This is a genomic window from Nocardia testacea NBRC 100365, from assembly GCF_000308775.1.
In the GTDB taxonomy this organism is placed as follows: domain Bacteria; phylum Actinomycetota; class Actinomycetes; order Mycobacteriales; family Mycobacteriaceae; genus Nocardia; species Nocardia testacea.
This window is the reverse complement of sequence record NZ_BAGJ01000260.1, coordinates 27721-46036: the sequence shown is the minus strand read 5'-3', so window position 1 is coordinate 46036 and position 18316 is coordinate 27721. Positions and strand designations below refer to the sequence as shown.

Genomic DNA, 18316 nt, shown 5'->3' with positions numbered 1-18316 from the left:
GGCCTGCCCACCGCGGAGATGTTCGCGCTGCCCTACCTGGCGCTGGGCGTGACCACCTACTCCTCGGCGATCTACAACTTCCTGCCCGAGTTCGCCCTCGACTTCTACCGCGCCCTGCGTCGCGGCGACAACGCCTTCGTGCTGAACGCGCTGAACGAGTTCGTGATCCCGTACTGCGACCTGCGCAATCGCAAACCCGGCTACGCGGTGAGCATCATCAAGGCGGGGATGAAGGTCATCGGCCGCCCGGCCGGTCCGGTGCGCAGCCCGCTGACCGATCTCGACGAGACCGAAATCGCCGAACTGGCCGACCTCGTGAAGAAGGTGAGCTGATGACCGGCACCGAGACCGCACACCTCACCGGCGCGAACCTGCTGGGCGACATCGAGGTCCCCGGGACCGGCGGGGCCTTCCGTGCGGTGAACCCGGCGACCGGCGCCGTACTCGAACCGGAATTCCACGCAGCCGACGCCGCCACCGTGGCGCGGGCGGCGACCGCGGCCTGGGCGGCTTTCGCCGGCTACCGGGCCACCGGCTTCATCCGGCGTGCCGCGTTTCTGGACGGTATCGCCACGGAGATCGAGAAACTGGGCGAGACACTGGTGCAGCGGGCCATCGCCGAATCCGGCTTGCCCGAAGCGCGTATCCGCGGGGAGATCGGCCGCACCACAGGCCAGTTGCGACTGTTCGCCGAGGTGGTGCGAGAGGGCAGCTGGACCGGCGCCCGGCTCGACCGGCCCGATCCGGCGCGGACGCCGCTACCGAAACCCGATCTGCGCCAGCGCCGTATCCCGGTGGGACCGGTGGCGGTGTTCGCCGCGAGCAATTTCCCCCTGGCCTTCTCCGTCGCGGGTGGTGACACCGCCTCCGCGCTGGCGGCGGGCGCACCGGTGGTCGTCAAGGCGCATCCGTCGCATCCCGGCACCTCCGAACTGGTGGCGCGGGCGGTGCTCGCGGCGGTCCGGGCGCACGGTCTGCCGGAGGGGACCTTCGCGCTGGTGCACGGTGGTGTGGAAACCGGCCTGGCGCTGGTCGGCGACCCGCATATCCGCGCGGTGGGCTTCACCGGGTCCCGGCAGGGCGGCCTGGCGCTGGCCGCGGCCGCCGCGGCCAGGCCGGTACCGATCCCGGTATACGCCGAAATGTCCAGCGTGAACCCGGTCTTCGTACTGCCGGGCGCACTGGCCGAACGCGGCGCGAGCCTGGGCGCGGAATTCGTCGCCTCGCTGACCACCGGGGTCGGGCAGCTGTGCACCAGCCCGGGACTGGTCTTCCTGGCCGACGGACCCGGCGCCGACGAATTCGTGGCGGCGGCCACGACGGCGGTCGGTGCCGCGTCCGGCGCGCCCATGCTGAACAAGGGGATCGCGTCGTCGTTCGGCGCCGGTGTCGAGCGCCTCACCGGTACCGAGGGAGTGCGGCTGGCCGCCATCGGGACCGCGGGAGCGACGAGTTGTTCCGGCGATCCGCATCTGTTCGTCACCACCGCCGAGCGCTTCCGGGCCGATCGCGCCCTCCAGGATGAAGTGTTCGGGCCGAGTTCGATCATCGTGCGTGCCGCCGATACCGCGGAGCTGCTGGCACTGGCCGGGGAGTTGGAGGGCCAGCTCACGGCCACCGTGCACGCCACCGCCGCCGACCGGGCGATCGCCCGCCCGCTGCTGGGGGAACTGGAGCTGATCGCGGGGCGGGTGCTCTTCGACGGCTGGCCCACCGGTGTCGAGGTCGGTCACGCGGTCGTGCACGGCGGCCCCTTCCCGGCGACCACGGCCCCGGCCACCACCTCGGTGGGATCTCGCGCGATCGAACGCTTCCTGCGCCCGGTGAGCTACCAGAACGTGCCGGAGGAACTACTCGCCGACGAGATCCGCGTGGAGAACCCGCTCGGTATCTGGCGCCGGGTGGATGGGGCGGTCACGCGGGACTGATCACGTCAGTTGTCGTATGGGCGCGGCCCCGTCATCGGAGACGGGGCCGGCGGCGGGTTTCCCGGGATCGCGGGCCGGCGGCGAAACGGGGAACACCTGTGCCGGTGTGCCCCGGCTCGGTCTCGGCGAGCACCGAGATTCCGAGGCACACGATGATCGCGTCGGTGCCGATGGCAGCGCTTCACGCCCTCATCGGCGGAGTCGGTTCGAACGTCACAGGCAAGCATGCCAAGGAACGATGGTACGGCCCGGTCCGCCATTGCAAGTCCGCAGCGGGCACCGCCAATTCCATCTCCGGGAGCGCATCGAGCAGTTGATCTATCGCCGCACGGGCGATGGTCGAGGACAGATCCTTGGCCGGGCAGACGTGGGGGCCGGCACCCCAAGCGAGATGCGACCGGTTGGCGGTGAAATCTTCGGAGTGCACTGCTGGATCGTTATTGCACGCGGACATGCTGATCAGTACAGGCTGATGCGCGGGAAGCCACACACCATCGATGAGAATCGGTTGCCGTGGATAACTGAAGCAGAAGTTCGCCAGCGGTGGATCGGTGAACAGCAACTCCTCCAGCGCGTCGCCGGTCGAGAGACTACCGCTGACCATGCCCCCACCGAATCGATCGTCGGTCAGCATGAGCCGCAGAGTGTTCAGGATGAGGTTGACCGTCGGCTCGATTCCCGCCCCGTATATGACGACCAGTTGGTGAATCACCTCCTCCTCGGTCAGTTCCGCGCTGTGCGCGATCATGCGGGTGGTGATGTCGTCACCGGGATCGGCGATTCTGCGCATGGTCTGCTCGTACAGCGCCGATTCCAGTGTCACGTTGCCCGCTTCGGCATCGGTGGAAGTGTCGAATACGGCGGCCATTCCCCGCGCCACACGCGACCCGATCTCGGGCGAGCAGCCGACCAGAGTGTTGAGTACCTCGAAGACCAGGGGGTGTACGAACTGCGCGAGCAGATCGGCCTGTCCGGCGGCGCAGAAGCCGTTGATCAGCGGCACCGCGATCTTCTCCACCAATGCCTGTGCGGCGTGCAGATCGATTCCGTCGAGGGCGAAAGTATTCGCCGAGCGCAGCCGGGCGTGGGCAGCTCCGGTATTACGCAGCGCGTTCGGCCGCCACTGCAACATCGGCCGGACGGGACAGTCCAGCGGCACGTTCGCCTGCCAGGCCCGCGGGTCGGCCGGAAAGTGCTCGGGATCGTGCAGAATCCGCTTCGCTGTCGCGTAGGTGACCACGAGGGTGGCCGGAACGCCGGGTGCGATCTCCACCGGGGCCAGTGATCCGTAGCGGGCTCTCAGCTCTCCGTAGACGCGCTGAGGGTCCGCGGCGAACTCCCTGGTGTACAAAGCTACTCGCGTCTCACCATCGATCACTGAACTCGGCGTTATGGTGCCGCCGTCAAAGGACAGTGGCGATTCCAGCGAAGGGGGAAGAGACACAGGGCAACTCCAGGTTGTTCGACATGTGCACACGGAATAGGACGAAGCGGCTGCCGGTCTCGCTACCGGTCGGTGCGGGACACATCCAGGAAGACGTGTCTCATTGTTCGATGGTGCTCGCTGGACACAGGCTCGGGGCGTGACCGCGGAGATCACCGCCCGGTAGGGTTTGTTACTCGGCGTCGATCAACGCGGCCGACTGCCGGCGCGGTATCTTGCGCGAACTGTCGCCGATGCGCCGCCCCTCGGCCGAAGCGACCGCAACCCGACGGCAAGTATTCGCGACGCTCTCACATGCTCGTCGTGGGACGGTGAACGCCCGGCAAGTGATTCCATCTGATCGATTGCCATCAGAGCCCTTTGCTTTCAGCAACTTTCGGTTCGCGCACGCTACCGTTCGGCAACGGTCCTCGGTTTCCCATGCTCGGCAAGAAACATGTTCTCGTCCTGCCCGTCCGGGGTGGGTACCGATCTCACGTCCCCGGCCACGACGTCCCGGGGAACAACAGGTGTAGTTCCCCGTGTTCACGACCTCACGGGGGACTACACCTAGCGCGTGCCGAGATCGCGTGGCGATCCGCCTCGAGGTGCCGGGGTGTCGGATTCGGGCGGTGTACTCGCGGGCGCGATCTCAGTCGAAAGCTGTGGCCCGGGTGATCTTTTCCCATTCCGTGATGTCGGTGCGCACCGCGTCGAGGTGATCCAGGATCCCGTCCACGGCGTCCGCGCCGAGCGGAAGGCGCAGGGGTGTGCGTTCGGCGTCCAGTGCGGCGCGGATGGCGGCGGCCGCCTTGGCGGGATCGCCGGGTTGGGTCCCGTCTCCCGTCTCGACCATCCGCCGGGTGGCGCCCGCCGTCTCGGTGTAGACCTCGTTCTCGGCGCTGAAATACGCCGCCCCGGCCCCGAAGAGTCCCGTCCGGAACGCGCCGGGTTCGACGATCAGTACATCGATCCCGAACGGCGCGACCTCCTCGGCCAGTGCCTCGGAAAAACCTTCCAGCGCGAACTTGGTGGCGCTGTAGGCGGAGAAGCCCGCGAAGGACAGCTGCCCGCCGACACTGCTCATCATGACGATCGCGCCGGACCGCTGGGCGCGCATATGCGGCAGTACCGCGCGGGTGAGTGCGGCGGGTCCGAAGAAGTGCAGGTCGAAAAGGTCGCGCAGTTCGCGGTCGGTGGTTTCCTCGACCGCGCCTACCTGGGTGCGGCCCGCATTGTTGACCAGTACGTCGATCCGGCCGTAGCGGGCGACGATATCGGCGACCGCCGTCTCGATGCGCTCGGTATCGGTGACGTCCAGCGCCAGCGCTTCCACCTGGTCTGGATGGGCGGCGACGAGGTCGTCGAGGGCGGCGGTGCGGCGTGCCACCGCGATCACGGTATCGCCGGCGTCGATCGCCGCCCCGGTGATCGCGCGGCCGAAGCCGCTGCTCGCTCCGGTCACCAGCCAGATCTTCGGGTTGCTCACTGCGTTCTCCTCGATTCGTGGGTCGACAACGATCCTGATCCAGTGCCGGGGTGATGTCCAAGACCCGGTGTGATAACCGTTGGTTATGGACGTGCACGGTCGGGACCTGCGCTACTTCGCGGCGGTCGCCGAGCAGCTGAATTTCACCCGCGCCGCCGAACGCCTGTTCGTCTCCCAGCCCGCGCTGAGCAAGCAGATCCGGGCGCTCGAGCAGCAACTGGGCGCGCCGCTGTTCGACCGGGACGGGCGTTCGGTGCGGCTCACTCCGGTGGGGGAGGCGCTGCTACCGCATGCGCGGCAGTTGCTGGCCGCGTGGGAGGCGGCGTACACCGATGTGGAAGCCGCCAAGGCGGGGCAACGGGCCACCCTGGCCATCGGTATCAGTACCAGCCCGGGCCGTGGCCTGCTCCCGGCGGTGCGGGCCCGGTTCACGGCGGCCCATCCCGCCGCCAAACCCGTTCTGCGTCAGATCGGCTGGCTCGATCCGACCGCCGGGCTGGCCGACGGATCCACCGATGTGGCGTTCGTCTGGCTACCGCTGGCAGGTGCAGACCGGTACGAATGGGTGGTCGTGGCTCGCGAACCCCGGGTGGTGGCGCTGCCCGATTCCCATCGCCTCGCCCGCTGCGATGTCGTGGAGTTCGCGGAACTGCTGGACGAACCGTTCCTGGCGCTCCCGGAATCGGCCCGGGCGCTGCGCGACCACTTCCTCGCGGTCGACGAACGCGGTGGCCGGCCCCCGGTCATCGGTGGTGAGATCGCGAGTACCGAGGAGACCTACGAAGCGGTGCGCGGCGGCGACGGGGTGGTGCTGCTGGCGGCGGGTAACGCGCCGCTGGTGGCTCACGAGGGTGTGGTGGTGCGGCCGGTCGGCGGGCTGAGCCCGAGCGAGCTGGCCCTGGCCTGGCGGCGCGACGATATCCGGCCGTTGGTGCGCGGTTATGTGGCGGCGTGCCGGTCGGCTCTCGCCGGGACGGCCGGGGGACCGATGGATTCGCCTCGAAAATAAAATAGAACGTGTTATAGTTTTTGCGGTTTGCGAGCCCCGTGGGTGGTTCACGGGCCGCGGCGCCATGTGGCGGTGCCCGCGGCCCGTGACCGCGCCGGAGCGCCGGTCGATTTTCGCCGGTCCACTGCTACGGGCCGGCCCGAAAGGCAGACGAATGAACACTGAACCGCACGTCGACGACGCCGCCCTGCTACACCGCGAGCCACTGGCGGTGGACCTGCTGGGCAAAGCTCTCGAGCGATATGCCGACCGCACCGCGGTCCATATCGACGACGCCACCCTGACCTACCGCGACGTGCGCGATCAGATCAGCCGGTTCGCCCAGGCGCTGGCCTCGGCCGGACTGGGCGTGGGCTCCCCGGTGGCGGTCCTCTCGGCGAACCGCCCGGAGGTTATCTTCGCCCAGGGCGCCAACAACGTGAACGGGTCGCGGGCCATGGCACTGCACCCGATGGGCTCGCTCGACGATCACGCCTACGTCCTCGAGGACGCGGGCGTGGAAACCCTGATCTACGACCCGAGCGGTTTCGACGAACGTGCCGCGCAGTTGCGCGACAAGGTGCCCGGGCTGCGGAACCTGTTCTCGTTCGGCTCGTCCGAGGCGGGGACCGATCTCATCGAACTGGCCGCCGGGTTCACCCCCGAGCGGGTGCGCGGTCCGCAGGTGGATCCGAACGCGACCATGAGCCTGGCCTACACCGGCGGCACCACCGGTAAGCCCAAGGGCGTGGAGATGAGCTTCCGCGGCAGCACCACCATGCTGCGCATCCAGATGACCGAATGGGAGTGGCCCGACGAGGTCCGGTTCCTGGTGTGCACCCCGCTGAGCCACGCGGGCGCCGCGTTCTGGGGTCCCACTGCTCAACAGGGCGGTTCGATCGTGGTGCTGCCGTACTTCCACCCGGCCAAGGTGCTCGAGGCGATCGAGAAGTACAAGATCACCGCGACCATGCTGGTGCCCACCATGCTCTACGCCCTGCTGGACAGCCCCGACCTCGACAAGTACGACCTGTCCAGCCTGCAGACGGTGTTCTACGGCGCCTCCGCGATCTCCCCGACCCGGCTGGCCGAGGCCATCGAGAAGTTCGGTCCCATCTTCTTCCAGTTCTACGGCCAGGCCGAGAGCCCGATGACCATCTCGGTGCTGCGCCGCGCCGACCACGACCTGAACAAGCCCGAGCGGCTGGCCAGTTGTGGCCGTCCGGTGCCGTGGCTGTCGGTGGCGCTGCTCGACGAGAAGGGCAACGAAGTGCCCCAGGGCGAGCCGGGCGAGGTGTGTGTCCGGGGCCCGCTGGTGATGAACGGGTACCTGAACAAACCCGAACAGACCGCGGAGGCCACCGAATTCGGCTGGCTGCACACCGGCGATATCGCCCGGCAGGACGAGGAGGGTTTCCTCTACATCGTCGACCGCAAGAAGGACATGATCGTCTCCGGCGGGTTCAATGTGTACCCCCGTGAGGTCGAGGACGTGCTGTCGGCGCATCCCGCGGTGAGCGCCGCGGCCGTGATCGGGGTGCCGGACGACAAGTGGGGCGAGGCGGTCAAGGCGGTCGTCGTCCTGCGCGACGGGCAGTCGGTGCCGGTCGAGGAATTGCAGGCCCTCGTGAAGGACCGCAAGGGGGCGGTCTACACCCCGAAAACCGTCGATTTCGCCGAGAGCATCCCGGTCAGCCCGCTCGGTAAACCGGACAAGAAAGCGCTGCGGGCGCAGTACTGGGGTGAGGGTCGGCAGGTCAACTGAGGCCGCCGGGCAACTACCGCTCGTATATTTCTCGTCGATGGCGCGCGGAGATCACCAGGATCACAGCCTTTCCGTCGTCGACCTCGTAGACGAGGCGGTAGTTGCCCACCCTCGGGCGGAACCCGGGGCGACCTGTCGATGCTTCGGTATCCGAACCGGCGTCGTTCCGATATGGATCCGCAACCGATGAAGTCGTGCGGGCCAGAAGGCGCAACGCGTCCTCCTGGGGAACGGATCGCGGCGCCACTGGCGGTAGCGATCCAGCAGATTCGTACTTCAGGCCACGGTGTCGTCTCCCGCAGCGAGGATCTCGTCCATCATCTGTCCCAGGGTGATCCGTTCGGGCTCACCCGCTTCGGCAAGTGCTTCGTCCGCCATACGCTCCAGCTGCGCATCTTCCCACCCCTCGAGCTCGGCCAGCATGAACAACGGGATGACAGCGGCTGCCGGCTCACCGCCACGGGTGATCACGGTGACGTGTCCTTCGCGAGCGGCGGCATCGACCACAGTCGGTAGTTGTGCGCGGGCTTCGCGAATGCTCAGCCGATCGTTCATGGCCGCAATGTACACGTCTGTGGGTACCGCCCGGCGAGTTGAACAGACCCCAGGTGCCGCAGTGGGTCCACTATCGGTGATAGCGCGCGCCGAGCAGGTCGGCGAGGACCTCAGCGGTCCGGTGGCCCGGTGAGGATCGCGGTGACGGTATCGATCAGTTCGGTGAGCAGTTCGTCGGGGGAGAGCCGGGTTCCGCTGAGCGCCAGCATGCCCCGCAGACCGTCCGGGTCGCCGAGCGTCTGGAAGGTCAGGTTCATGGCCTGAGTGAGGCGGAAACGGATGGTCCGGGACGCGACGCCGGGGGCGGTCTGCTCCAGCAGGGCGTTGAATCGCAGGGCCTGGGGGGCGAATCCCTCGGTGAGTTTGGTGAGGGCGGGATGGTTACCGCTCATGATGCCCGCGACCAGCCGGATCCACGGTGTGCCGCCGGCGGCGGCGAGTTCGCCGACGGGGCGGACGAAGGCGTCGGCCAGTGCGCGGGCATCGGGTGCGCCGGCGGCCTCCACGGCGTCCAGCAGTTCGGCGCGCCGGGTGTGCAGTTGTTCACTGCGGCGGCTGATCAAGGCGTCGACCAGGGCGTCCTTGGAACCGAAGTGATAGTGCACGGAGGCGACGTTCGCGCCGGCCTCGGCCATCACCGAACGCAGGGAGACCGCGTCGATCCCGCGTTCGGCGAAGAGGCGTTCGGCGGCCAGGATCAGGCGCTGATCGGTGGGAAGACCGGCCTCGGGGGAGTGCCCGGGGCCGGGGTCCGGGCGGGCCGCGCCGCGGGCCGCGGCCGGACCCCGGCGCGGGGATGCGGCGGGCGAGGACATCGCCCGCCCGGACCGCACCCGGCTTCTCGTCATGACCGGAACTCTAGGAGACCGTGTCCGGCGCACCGTACAGGGTCACGACGCAGGCTCCACCGAGCCCGAGATTGTGGGCGAGCCCGAGCCGGGCGCCGTCCACCTGACGCGCACCCGCCGCACCGCGCACCTGGGTGACCAGTTCCGTGCACTGTGCCAGCCCGGTGGCGCCGAGCGGATGCCCCTTGGAGATGAGCCCACCCGACGGGTTCACCACCCAGCGGCCGCCGTAGGTGGTCGCCCCCGACTCCACCAGCGCGCCGGATTCGCCTTCGCCGCACAGACCCAGCGCCTCGTAGGTGAGCAGCTCGTTGATGGAGAAGCAGTCGTGCAGTTCGAGCACATCGATATCGTCGATACCCACCCCGGCGGTCTCCAGTACCTTCCGGCCGGCGATACGCGCCATGGGTGCGCCCACCACATCGATCATCGATCCCGACTCGAACGAGGCGCCGGTATCGGTCACCAGTTCCTGGGCGAGGATCGGCACCGCCCGATCGAGACCGTGTTCGCGCACGTAGCGTTCGCTCACCAGCACCGCCGCGCCGGCGCCGTCGGACATGGGGGAGCACTGGGAGCGGGTCAGCGGATCGGAGACCAGTTTGTCGCCGAGCACCTGGTCCAGGGTGTAGGCGTCCTGGAACTGGGCTTTGGGGTTGCGGGTGGAGTGTTCGTGGTTCTTCACCGCGACCCGGGCCAGCTGTTCACGGGTGGTCCCGTACCGCTGCATGTGCTCGACCGCTGCCGCACTGAAGAATTGGGCGGTCATCGGCGCGTGGCCGAAACCGGCAGCGGCCTTCAGCGCGTCCATGTGCCGGTCCACCGTGGTGACCTTCGGGACGGTGCCGTCGCCCGACATCGCCTGTTTGGTCATCTGCTCGAACCCGACCGCGAGCACGATATCGGCCAGACCGGCCTGCACCCATTCCCGGGCGAGCACGAGCGCGGTGGACCCGGTGGCGCAGTTGTTGTTGACGTTGACCATCGGGATACCGGTCAGCCCGATATCGTAGAGCGCCCGCTGTCCCGCGGTGGACGGCTGGAAGACGTACCCGACGGCGGCGCGCTGCACCTGGTCGTAACCGACTCCGGCGTCGGTGAGCGCCTGGCCTACCGCCTCGGCGACCATCTCCGGATACGTCCAGTCCCGGGACTGGATCTTCTCGAACTTGGTCATCCCGACCCCGGCGACATACACCCGTCCGGTCATTATCTCTCCTCGAAAACTGATACATGCGGCCCGCGGAGGCCGTAGCGGAGGCGGAGGTATCGCATCACGATCGCTCCTCGGTAGCTGACACACGCGGTCCGCGGAGGCCGCAGCGATCGCGGCGGTATCGCATCATCTGCTCTCTCCTCGCCTCGTGCGGTCCCGCGGTTTGCGGAAGTGTGGTGGCCCGTGCCGGGCCGATGCGGTGGGGGTCCGGCCGATGTCGCCGGAACCTCCGGGTCAGGAAATCGGCGGTTCGGCGCCGACCACCCAGAGCGCGTGGAACTGCGCCGCCCCGCCCATGGCGTGGCCGATGGCGCGGCGGGCGTCCGGGACCTGGTGCTCGCCCGCGGTACCGCGGACCTGCATGGCCGCCTCGGCGAACCGCAGCAGACCCGTCGCCCCCGTGGGATTTCCGGACAGCACCCCGCCGGACGGATTGATCGGCAGTTCCCCGCCGAACGCGGTACGGCCGGAATCCACCACCTTCCAGCCCTGGCCGACTTCGGCCAGGCCCACGTTCTCCAGCCAGATCGGCTCGAACCAGCTGTAGGGGATGTAGAGCTCGGCGGTATCGATCTCGCGGGCCGGATCGGTGATCCCGGCCTGCCGGTACGCCTCGGCGGCGCACTGCCGCCCGGCCTCGGGGTTCACTTCGTCGCGCCCGGCGAAATGACCGGTCTCGGTACGCCACGACATGCCGTGGATCCAGGCGGGCGGACGGCCGGTGTGGTGGGCGTCGTCTTCCCCGGTGATCACCACCGCGCACGAACCATCCGAGGACGGGCACGATTCCAGGAAACGGATCGGGTCCCAGAGCATCCGGGATTCGCGCACCTGCTCCACCGTGATATCCGGTAACTGGATATGCGCGTACGGGTTCCGGGTGGCATTGAGCCGGTGGTTGACCGCGATCTGCCAGCCGATGTGCTCGGGTGCCGCCGACCGGCGGATGTACTCCCGGATCACCGGCGCGAAATGCGCCCCCGCACCCGCGCCGAGTTGCGCGCTGAAGGGCAGCCCGCGCGACAGCGCCCAGGTGAAATCGCCCTCGGATTCCTTGGAATACGCGACTACGAGCACCCGCCGGGCCAGACCCGCCTGCACCAGATGGGCGCCGTAGATGGCGGCGTGCCCGCCGACGCTGCCGCCGGTGAACACCCGGGTCACCGGTAGCCCGCGGGCTCCCATTGCGTCGGCGAGGTACAGCTCCGGATTCATCACCCCGTCGAACAGGTCCGGCGTCTTCGACAGCACGACGGCATCGATATCGCCGAATTCCAGTTCGGCGTCGGCCATTGCCTCGTCGACGGCTTCGCGCACCATCGCACCGATGGTGACCTTGCGCTTCTTGGCCTGTTTGCTCTGTCCGATACCAACAACGGCTAATTTCACTGCAATCCTCTCAGGATGCCCTGCTCTTCAAGGTGTGGGAGAAGGGGCCGCGCTCGAGACGCACAGTTCTTACACAAGCTGTTGGTTGCTGTGGTTGACTGGCGTGCGAACCGCGTACAAGGTCCGGGCCTATCCGAATGTCGAACAGGCGATGCTGCTGCGTCGCACGTTCGGCTGCGTACGTTTGGTGTGGAACAAGACCCTTGCCGACCGGCAACGCCGCTACACCCACGAGCAGAAGCCCACCTCCTACACCGAAACGGACGCCGCGCTGTCGCAGTGGAAGAAAAGCGCGGAACTGGCCTTCTTGTCCGAGGTGTCGTCCGTACCGCTGCAGCAATCCCTGCGCCACCAGCACTCGGCCTTCGCAGCGTTCTTCAAAGGCGTAGCCAAATATCCCCGGTTCAAGAACCGTAACGGCCGCCAGTCTGCGCATTTCACTCGGTCGGCATTCCGTATCAAGGACGGTTCGTTGTGGCTGGCGAAGACCCGATCTCCGCTGCCGATCGTCTGGACCTGGCCGGACCTCGACCTCGCCAACTTGAATCCAACCATGGTGATTGTGTCCCAGGAACCGGACGGTCGCTGGTTCGTGTCCTTTGCCGTCGACCGGCCAGATCCTGCCCCAGCTGCCGTAACCGGTGAGCTGGTCGGCGTCGACCTCGGGGTGAAAGACTTTGCGGTTCTGTCCACCGGAGAGCGGATAGCCAACCCGCGGCATATGGCCCGTTATGAGCGGGGGCTGCGGCGACATCAGCGGCGTCTGGCTCGGACCCGTAGGGGGTCGAGCAACCGTAGCAAGCAACGGGTGAGGGTGGCACGCAAATATGCTCGGGTGCGGGACGCACGCCGCGACTTTCTGCACAAGACCTCGACGGCGCTGGTCAGGCGGTTCGACACCATCGCGGTCGAGGATCTCAACGTATCGGGCATGGTGCGTAACCGTCGGCTGGCGAAGTCGATCAGCGAACTGGGCTGGACGGAATTTCGGGCGATGCTGGAATACAAGTCTGAGCGTGCCGGTCGCCGGTTCGTGGTGATCGACCGCTGGTATCCCAGTTCGAAAACCTGTAGCACGTGCGGGTATCTGCTCGCCGCGCTTTCGCTCGGGACCCGTAATTGGACGTGTCCGGGCTGTGGCACCTGGCATGACCGGGATATCAATGCCGCGAAGAACATTCTCGTCGCCGCCGGGCTGGCGGAGACACGAAACGCCTGCGGAGGCGATGTCAGACCGCAAGGGTCCTCCCTTCGGCAATCGCCGCTGAAACAGGAAATCCCGGACGTAAGTCCTGGAATCCTTGCTCTTCTGGGGAGGGAGTAGTCAACGGTCTCCCTCCATAAGGCAGATCATGTTCTGCTGGAGCGCGGGCCCGTTGGTGGCGTGCGCCAGTGTGCGGTCCGCGCGACCGGTCAGGATGTGCTGTGCCGCGGCGCCGATCCGGATGAGTCCGGTGGCGGTGGTGGGCCGGGCGACCAGCGGCCCGCCCCCGGGATTGATCGTGGCCCCGGATAATTCGAGTGCCTGCGCGAGCAGTGGTTCCTGATAGCTGTACTCGGTGTGCAGTTCGGCGATCTGCACCTCGCGGGCCGCGAATCCGGCCTGCTCGGCGGCCTTCGCCGCGGCCAGCGTCACCGTGTCGACGCGGGTGAGATCGCGGGTTCCCGGATAGTGGCTGTCCATCCGGTGATCGGCGCCGCGCAGCCAGGCCGGGCGCCGCGCCAGCCGTCGCGCGGTATCCCCGGCCGCCAGCACCAGGACCGCGGCGGCGTCGCCGATCGGACCCCGGTCGTGTTCACGCAGCGGCGCCGCCAGATACGGCGCGGACAGCAGTTCGTCCACCGTGAACTCCCCGGACACCTGCGCGCCCGGATTGCCCACCGCGCCCGCCCGCGCCCGGACCACCACCTCGGCCAGCTGTTTCTCGTCCAGTACCCCGGCGGCGATCAGCGCCTGCGCCTGGAGCGCGGCCAGCGCGTCCTGATGCGGCCGCAGCGGAGCCAGGAAGTACGGGTCGAGCTGGGTGGCGGTCACCTGGTCGAGATCGTGGGCCAGCGATCCGCGCCCGACACCGTAGACCACCGCGATCTCGCCCTCGCCGAGTTGCAGCCACGACCACGCCTCGTAGGCGGCCCAGGCCGCGTCCATCTCGACATGTGATTCCGAGATCGGCGGCCACGCGCCCACCGCGTCGAGCGATTCGATATAGGCGAAGGTCCGGCCCTCGTGGAAATCATGGCTGCCCGATGTCCAGAAATCGACCTCGGTGCGATCGATACCCGCCGAGCCGAGCGCCTCGCGCATCACCGGCAGCAGGATCTCGGCCATATCGTCGTGCCGGTCGGCGGACATCGCCGGCGACTGCGCGAATGCGACCACCGCGATATCACGCATCGGAACCTCCTGCGACCGGCCGGTAATAGCGGATGCTGTTCATGGATGTGTCCAGGTCCTCCTCGGCGCACCACACCGGTTCCACGCGCATCCCGATGTGCACATCGGCGAGTTCGACGTCCCGGATCAGATGCATGAGCGTGGTGTCCGCGCCGTCGACCTGGATATAGGCCACCAGATACGGCGGGTCGATCACCTGGCCCGGGAACGGGAAATTCACCACGCAGAACGTTTTCACCACGCCGGTGCCGTCGAGTTCGAACGGCGCGGAGAGCTCGGCCAGGCAGCGCGAACAGAATTCGGGGAAGGGCAGGTACACGCGTTCGCAGGTCGGGCAGCGGCGGGCCAGCAACCGGCGTTCCTTCAACCCGCGCAGGAAGGCCGAGCGGCCGGTTCCGGCGACGAAGGTGTAATCCACCTTGTGCGGGCTGGTGAACGATTCCACGGGCGTGGGCAGGGTGCTCATCACGCCTCCACCGGTTCGAAGCAGACGATATCGCGGATACTGCCCACCCGTTCGGCGCGCCAGCGGGGTGCCACCCGCAGGCCCGCGACGAGGCGGGACGGGTCGCCGCCGGTGTCGACGGCGTGGAAGAGGCCGCCCTCGGTGCCGTCGATGGTGATCAGGGCCCAGGCGAAATGGTCGGCCGCGATCTCGTCGCCGGGCCGGGTGGGCACCCAGGTCCAGTGGGTGACGGTGCCGGAGGGCGCCAGGCGAACCAGCTCGCCGGTGGGGGCCGCGGTGGCCGGGTCGAACTCCAGGGCCGGGCAGAGCACGGCACCGGTCGCGGTGCGCACCCCGTACAGTTCGCCGTCGCGCAGACCGCCGAGGAACGTGCCGATCTTCTCGCCGACCGTCCGGTTGTACGGGAATTCGATGCTGTAGGGCGCGGTGAGACTCGCGTCCGGGGACTCGGCTGTCATCGGTCTCCTGCCGATCGGGGGCGCGGTCCGGCACTGGACCGCGTGTCGATGGTGTCCCGCGCGGCGGCCCCGTGTCAATCACTTGATTGAATCGGTTGATAGCGGCATCGTAGGTAGTCCGGACTTGTTCGGGCGATCCCCGGTGCGTCGCCCGCGCGCATGACGTAAGCTCCGAATTCGAGTAGAACCTGTTCCAATTCCTCCGGTGAGGAGAGATCACCATGGCCATCGTTGAACAGCTGGAGCCGACCGCCGACGGACGCCGGCGGCTCGAGCTGCGCAGCCCCGCGACCCGCGAACGCGTCGGCGAGATCGAGGTGAGCACGGCCGACGATGTGGCCGCGGTCCTGGCCACGGCGCGCGCCGCGCAGCCCGGCTGGGCCGCCCGGCCGGTCGCGGAACGCGCCGCGATCATCCGCAACGCGGTCTCGGTGCTACTGGCCCGGCGCGACGAGATCGTCGAAACGGTGATGCAGGAGACCGGCAAACCGCGGGTCGAGGCGCTGGCCGTGGAAATGGTGCCCGCCTGCGACTTCCTGAACTACTGGAGCGGCCGCGCCACCAAGGATCTGGCCGACGAGAAGCGCCGCCTGCACGGCTACATGCTGCCGCTGAAGAAACTCGTCATCAACTATCAGCCGCTCGGCGTGGTCGGCGTGATCACGCCCTGGAACGGCCCGTTCATCCTTTCGCTGAACCCGATCGCCCAGGCCCTGCTGGCCGGCAACTCGGTGGTCCTCAAACCGTCCGAGGTCACCCCGCACTCGGGGGAGTGGGCGGTCAAGGTGCTGCACGAGGCGGGTGTCCCCGAGGATGTCCTGCAGGTCGTGCACGGTGACGGGGAGACCGGCGCGGCACTGGTGAACGGCGATATCGACAAGATCTCGTTCACCGGCAGTGTCGGCACCGGCAAGAAGATCGCCGCCGCCTGCGCGAGCCGGCTGATCCCGGTCACCCTCGAACTCGGCGGCAAGGACGCGATGATCGTCTGCGCCGACGCCGACCTGGACCGCGCCTCGCTCGGCGCGGTGTACCTGTCGATGTTCAACACCGGTCAGGTCTGCGTCGGCGTCGAGCGGATCTACGTGGTGGACAGCATCGCCGACCGGTTCATCGAAGAAGTGCGCAAACGTGCCGCGGAGGTGACCTACGGCGCGGTGGGCAAGGACGTCGGCCCGCTGTTCTGGGACCGGCAGCTGGAGATCGTGGAAAAGCACGTCGAGGACGCCAAGGCCAAGGGCGCCACCATCCTGCTCGGCGGTGAATCCGATACCGCCGAGGGTGTGTTCTTCAAGCCGACGGTGGTCGTGGACGTCACCCATGATATGGACATCATGCAGCAGGAGACCTTCGGCCCGATCGTCGCGATCATGCGCGTCCGGGACGAGGAAGAGGCCGTGAAGATGGCCAACGACTGCCAGTACGGTCTCAGCGGCAGCGTGTTCACCAAGGACAAGGCCAAGGTCGTGCGGCTGGCCAAACAGCTCAAGACCGGGTCGGTGGTGCAGAACGACGCGTCGGTGATCTACGGCGTCGCCGAGGCGCCCTTCGGTGGCCGCAAGGACAGCGGTCTGGGCCTGGTCAACGGCCGGGACGCGCTGCGCGGCTTCGCGCACCCGCAACCGGTGCTGCTGGACCGGTGGGGCCTGAAGAAGGAGAACATCTGGTATCCCTACAGCGAGGCCACCGCCGCCACGCTGGAGAAGACCATCGCCACCCTGTTCGGCAACAAATTGCTGCGCCGTCTGGTGTGCTGACCGGTCACCCGGCCGCCTGAGCCCTCAGGCGGCCGGGTGATCGGCGGGTTCGTCCTCGCCCGCGGCCTCGGATTTCCGCCGCCCGGCGCGGGATCGTTTGACCACCTCCCAGACGATCGGGAGCACCGACACGGCCACGATGAGCAGGAAGATCAGGTCGACATTGTCGCGTACGACCGCGATCTGGCCGAGCAGGTAGCCCAGCATGGTGACCCCCGCGCCCCACAGCACGCCGCCGACGACGTTGTAGGTGAGGAACACCGAGTACTTCATCTTCGCCGCGCCCGCGACCAGCGGTGCGTAGGTCCGGACGATCGGCACGAACCGGGCGAGCACGATGGTGATCGGCCCGTGCTTCTCGAAGAACGCGTGCGATTCGTCGAGATAGGACTTTTTCAGGATCTTCGCGTCGTCGCTCTTGAACAGCGCGGTGCCGCCTTTGGCGCCGATCAGGTACCCCACCTGGTCACCGGCGATGGCCGCCAGCGGGATCAGCACCAGCAGCACCCCGATCGGCGCGAAGGGTTCGATCTCCGCCGATTTGGAGGCCGCGATGAGTCCCGCGGTGAACAGCAGTGAATCACCGGGCAGTAGCGGGAAGAGCAGGCCCGACTCGATGAACACCACGACGAGCAGACCCAGCAGTACCCAGGTGCCGAACGAATTGAGCAGATTCACCGGGTCCAGAAAACCCGGCATCAGGGCAAGTTCGGTGGTGGCCGCTGCGACGGCTGAGTAACTCACCCCGCCGAAGATACCGCAGGGAAGTGCGTCGGGTTCATCCGGATTGCCCGATTGGTGAGGGTATAGCGGAACGGTAGCCTTTCAGTGGGCGCGAGCCTGGCGTAAGGATTCCTCTATCCCCCTGACCCGATCCGCCGGAATGCCCCAGGGGTGTGCCACCCCCACCCGGGAGTCGAGGTCCCACAGTAGGCATTGCTCGCCGGGCCGGGCGACCAGCGACCACGCCACCACGGTCCGGCCCAGCCGGCCCGCCGTATCCACCGGCTCCCCGGTGGCCGGGCCCGCACCGTCCGGGTGGTGGTGCAGGAACCGCCCGTAGGCACGGTCGCAGAATCGCGCGTACCGCTCGGTGCACAGGATCAGGCCGTGCCATGCCTCGTCCACCGCATGTGACGGCATCCCGATCACCTGCCCGTCGGCCAGTGCCGGTCCGCAGCAGCGCAGCCATTGGCGCAGTCCGGTTTCGATGAGCGCCCGCGGCTGCCATGGGCAGGTCTTGAACACGGCGTCGGGGAGTTCCAGCTCGCCGACGGCGTGCGCTACGGCGTCCGGATCGATACCGCGGCGGCGCCGGGATACGGCAAAAGTGAACACCGTGCCATTATCGCCCGGTGTGGAATCCGATGGCACCACCGTGATCGCGATCGCCCGCGCGCGGCTCGCTCTCGGCATCCACCCGGTGAATCCGTATATGCGCAGCGCGGATTCGCCGATACCGTTGGGAAATGGATCTCTTGTTCGCGGTGATCGTTCTGCTGGCGTTCGGCGTGCTGTGCGTCGGCTCGGTGGCGGGGATAATCTACGCGATCGTCAAGGCGACCGGAAACCGGCCCTCGGGGACATCCGGAGGTTACTACTCGGGAGGCGCCTATTCGGGCGGTCACCATTTCGGTAC

The 18316-nt window shown here is 67.8% G+C and carries 18 protein-coding genes; 6 read left to right on the top strand and 12 right to left on the bottom strand.

Features of this window, described 5'->3' with window-relative positions:
* Together ON38_RS27895 and ON38_RS27890 are read left to right on the top strand one after the other, a co-directional pair.
* The coding region (locus ON38_RS27895) for a dihydrodipicolinate synthase family protein (protein WP_039828037.1) at nt 1-333 on the top strand (333 nt) is incomplete at its 5' end.
* Entirely contained in the window at nt 333-1928 is a 1596-nt protein-coding gene (locus tag ON38_RS27890; RefSeq protein WP_039828027.1) for an aldehyde dehydrogenase (NADP(+)), read from the top strand. The genes ON38_RS27895 and ON38_RS27890, both read left to right, overlap by 1 nt.
* Nucleotides 1929-2109: 181 nt before the next feature.
* Here the strand turns inward: ON38_RS27890 and ON38_RS27885 are convergent, their stop codons facing one another.
* On the bottom strand, nt 2110-3279 hold the full coding sequence (locus ON38_RS27885; protein WP_306306702.1) for a cytochrome P450 family protein: 1170 nt from the start codon (nt 3277-3279) through the stop codon (nt 2110-2112).
* 724 nt (nt 3280-4003) lie between these two features.
* Complete coding sequence (locus ON38_RS27880) at nt 4004-4840, bottom strand: oxidoreductase (protein ID WP_039828026.1); 837 nt, start codon at nt 4838-4840, stop codon at nt 4004-4006.
* An 85-nt stretch (nt 4841-4925) separates the two neighbouring features.
* On the opposite strand from ON38_RS27880, the gene ON38_RS27875 reads away from it, so the two are divergent.
* Both ON38_RS27875 and ON38_RS27870 read left to right on the top strand, forming a co-directional pair.
* Nucleotides 4926-5849, top strand: coding sequence for a LysR family transcriptional regulator (locus tag ON38_RS27875; protein ID WP_039828025.1), 924 nt, complete (start codon nt 4926-4928; stop codon nt 5847-5849).
* Between the two features lie 154 nt (nt 5850-6003).
* Complete coding sequence (locus ON38_RS27870; protein WP_039828024.1) at nt 6004-7593, top strand: AMP-binding protein; 1590 nt, start codon at nt 6004-6006, stop codon at nt 7591-7593.
* A gap of 13 nt (nt 7594-7606) precedes the next feature.
* Here the strand turns inward: ON38_RS27870 and ON38_RS38290 are convergent, their stop codons facing one another.
* From ON38_RS38290 to ON38_RS27845, 5 genes are all read right to left on the bottom strand, one after another.
* Nucleotides 7607-7840 (bottom strand): type II toxin-antitoxin system RelE family toxin, encoded by a 234-nt coding sequence (locus tag ON38_RS38290; protein ID WP_039828023.1) that lies wholly within the window; start codon nt 7838-7840, stop codon nt 7607-7609.
* 29 nt (nt 7841-7869) lie between these two features.
* Nucleotides 7870-8148 (bottom strand): type II toxin-antitoxin system Phd/YefM family antitoxin, encoded by a 279-nt coding sequence (locus tag ON38_RS27860; protein WP_039828022.1) that lies wholly within the window; start codon nt 8146-8148, stop codon nt 7870-7872.
* Between the two features lie 110 nt (nt 8149-8258).
* Nucleotides 8259-8996, bottom strand: coding sequence for a TetR/AcrR family transcriptional regulator (locus ON38_RS27855; RefSeq protein ID WP_245564271.1), 738 nt, complete (start codon nt 8994-8996; stop codon nt 8259-8261).
* Between the two features lie 10 nt (nt 8997-9006).
* The gene (locus ON38_RS27850; RefSeq protein ID WP_039828021.1) at nt 9007-10206 is read right to left on the bottom strand and encodes a thiolase C-terminal domain-containing protein; all 1200 of its coding nucleotides are present in this window, start codon (nt 10204-10206) and stop codon (nt 9007-9009) included.
* Between the two features lie 240 nt (nt 10207-10446).
* Nucleotides 10447-11607, bottom strand: coding sequence for a thiolase family protein (locus ON38_RS27845; RefSeq protein WP_039828020.1), 1161 nt, complete (start codon nt 11605-11607; stop codon nt 10447-10449).
* Nucleotides 11608-11704: 97 nt separating this feature from the next.
* Between ON38_RS27845 and ON38_RS27840 the strand changes: the two genes are divergently transcribed.
* Nucleotides 11705-12925, top strand: a complete 1221-nt coding sequence (locus ON38_RS27840; protein ID WP_039828019.1) for an RNA-guided endonuclease InsQ/TnpB family protein — start codon at nt 11705-11707, stop codon at nt 12923-12925.
* Here the strand turns inward: ON38_RS27840 and ON38_RS27835 are convergent, their stop codons facing one another.
* From ON38_RS27835 to ON38_RS27825, 3 genes are read right to left on the bottom strand one after another with little or no spacing between them, the layout of a single operon-like run.
* Nucleotides 12926-13996 carry a thiolase family protein gene (locus ON38_RS27835; protein WP_039828018.1) on the bottom strand — a complete coding sequence of 357 codons (1071 nt, stop codon included), beginning with the start codon at nt 13994-13996 and terminating at the stop codon, nt 12926-12928.
* Complete coding sequence (locus ON38_RS27830) at nt 13989-14462, bottom strand: Zn-ribbon domain-containing OB-fold protein (protein ID WP_039828017.1); 474 nt, start codon at nt 14460-14462, stop codon at nt 13989-13991. Before ON38_RS27830 ends, ON38_RS27835 begins: the two co-directional genes overlap by 8 nt.
* Nucleotides 14462-14920: a DNA-binding protein gene (locus ON38_RS27825; protein ID WP_039828016.1), complete on the bottom strand. Its 459-nt coding sequence runs from the start codon at nt 14918-14920 to the stop codon at nt 14462-14464. The genes ON38_RS27830 and ON38_RS27825 overlap by 1 nt, the downstream gene beginning before the upstream one ends.
* A gap of 221 nt (nt 14921-15141) precedes the next feature.
* On the opposite strand from ON38_RS27825, the gene ON38_RS27820 reads away from it, so the two are divergent.
* Nucleotides 15142-16677: an aldehyde dehydrogenase family protein gene (locus ON38_RS27820; RefSeq protein WP_039828015.1), complete on the top strand. Its 1536-nt coding sequence runs from the start codon at nt 15142-15144 to the stop codon at nt 16675-16677.
* 24 nt (nt 16678-16701) lie between these two features.
* On the opposite strand, the gene ON38_RS27815 is transcribed toward ON38_RS27820, so the two are convergent.
* On the bottom strand, nt 16702-17376 hold the full coding sequence (locus ON38_RS27815; protein ID WP_085995499.1) for a VTT domain-containing protein: 675 nt from the start codon (nt 17374-17376) through the stop codon (nt 16702-16704).
* Nucleotides 17377-17502: 126 nt separating this feature from the next.
* Nucleotides 17503-18015: a UCP032817 domain-containing protein gene (locus ON38_RS27810; protein WP_039828034.1), complete on the bottom strand. Its 513-nt coding sequence runs from the start codon at nt 18013-18015 to the stop codon at nt 17503-17505.
* Nucleotides 18016-18316: the final 301 nt, after the last annotated feature.

What these genes read in the sequence shown, in the direction of transcription:
- ON38_RS27890 (WP_039828027.1), top strand. Translation starts at nt 333, where the DNA reads ATGACCGGCACCGAGACCGCACACCTCACCGGCGCGAACCTGCTGGGC.
- ON38_RS27875 (WP_039828025.1), top strand. Translation starts at nt 4,926, where the DNA reads ATGGACGTGCACGGTCGGGACCTGCGCTACTTCGCGGCGGTCGCCGAG.
- ON38_RS27870 (WP_039828024.1), top strand. Translation starts at nt 6,004, where the DNA reads ATGAACACTGAACCGCACGTCGACGACGCCGCCCTGCTACACCGCGAG.
- ON38_RS27860 (WP_039828022.1), bottom strand. Translation starts at nt 8,148, where the DNA reads ATGAACGATCGGCTGAGCATTCGCGAAGCCCGCGCACAACTACCGACT.
- ON38_RS27855 (WP_245564271.1), bottom strand. Translation starts at nt 8,996, where the DNA reads ATGACGAGAAGCCGGGTGCGGTCCGGGCGGGCGATGTCCTCGCCCGCC.
- ON38_RS27850 (WP_039828021.1), bottom strand. Translation starts at nt 10,206, where the DNA reads ATGACCGGACGGGTGTATGTCGCCGGGGTCGGGATGACCAAGTTCGAG.
- ON38_RS27835 (WP_039828018.1), bottom strand. Translation starts at nt 13,996, where the DNA reads ATGCGTGATATCGCGGTGGTCGCATTCGCGCAGTCGCCGGCGATGTCC.
- ON38_RS27830 (WP_039828017.1), bottom strand. Translation starts at nt 14,462, where the DNA reads ATGAGCACCCTGCCCACGCCCGTGGAATCGTTCACCAGCCCGCACAAG.
- ON38_RS27825 (WP_039828016.1), bottom strand. Translation starts at nt 14,920, where the DNA reads ATGACAGCCGAGTCCCCGGACGCGAGTCTCACCGCGCCCTACAGCATC.
- ON38_RS27820 (WP_039828015.1), top strand. Translation starts at nt 15,142, where the DNA reads ATGGCCATCGTTGAACAGCTGGAGCCGACCGCCGACGGACGCCGGCGG.
- ON38_RS27815 (WP_085995499.1), bottom strand. Translation starts at nt 17,376, where the DNA reads ATGCCGGGTTTTCTGGACCCGGTGAATCTGCTCAATTCGTTCGGCACC.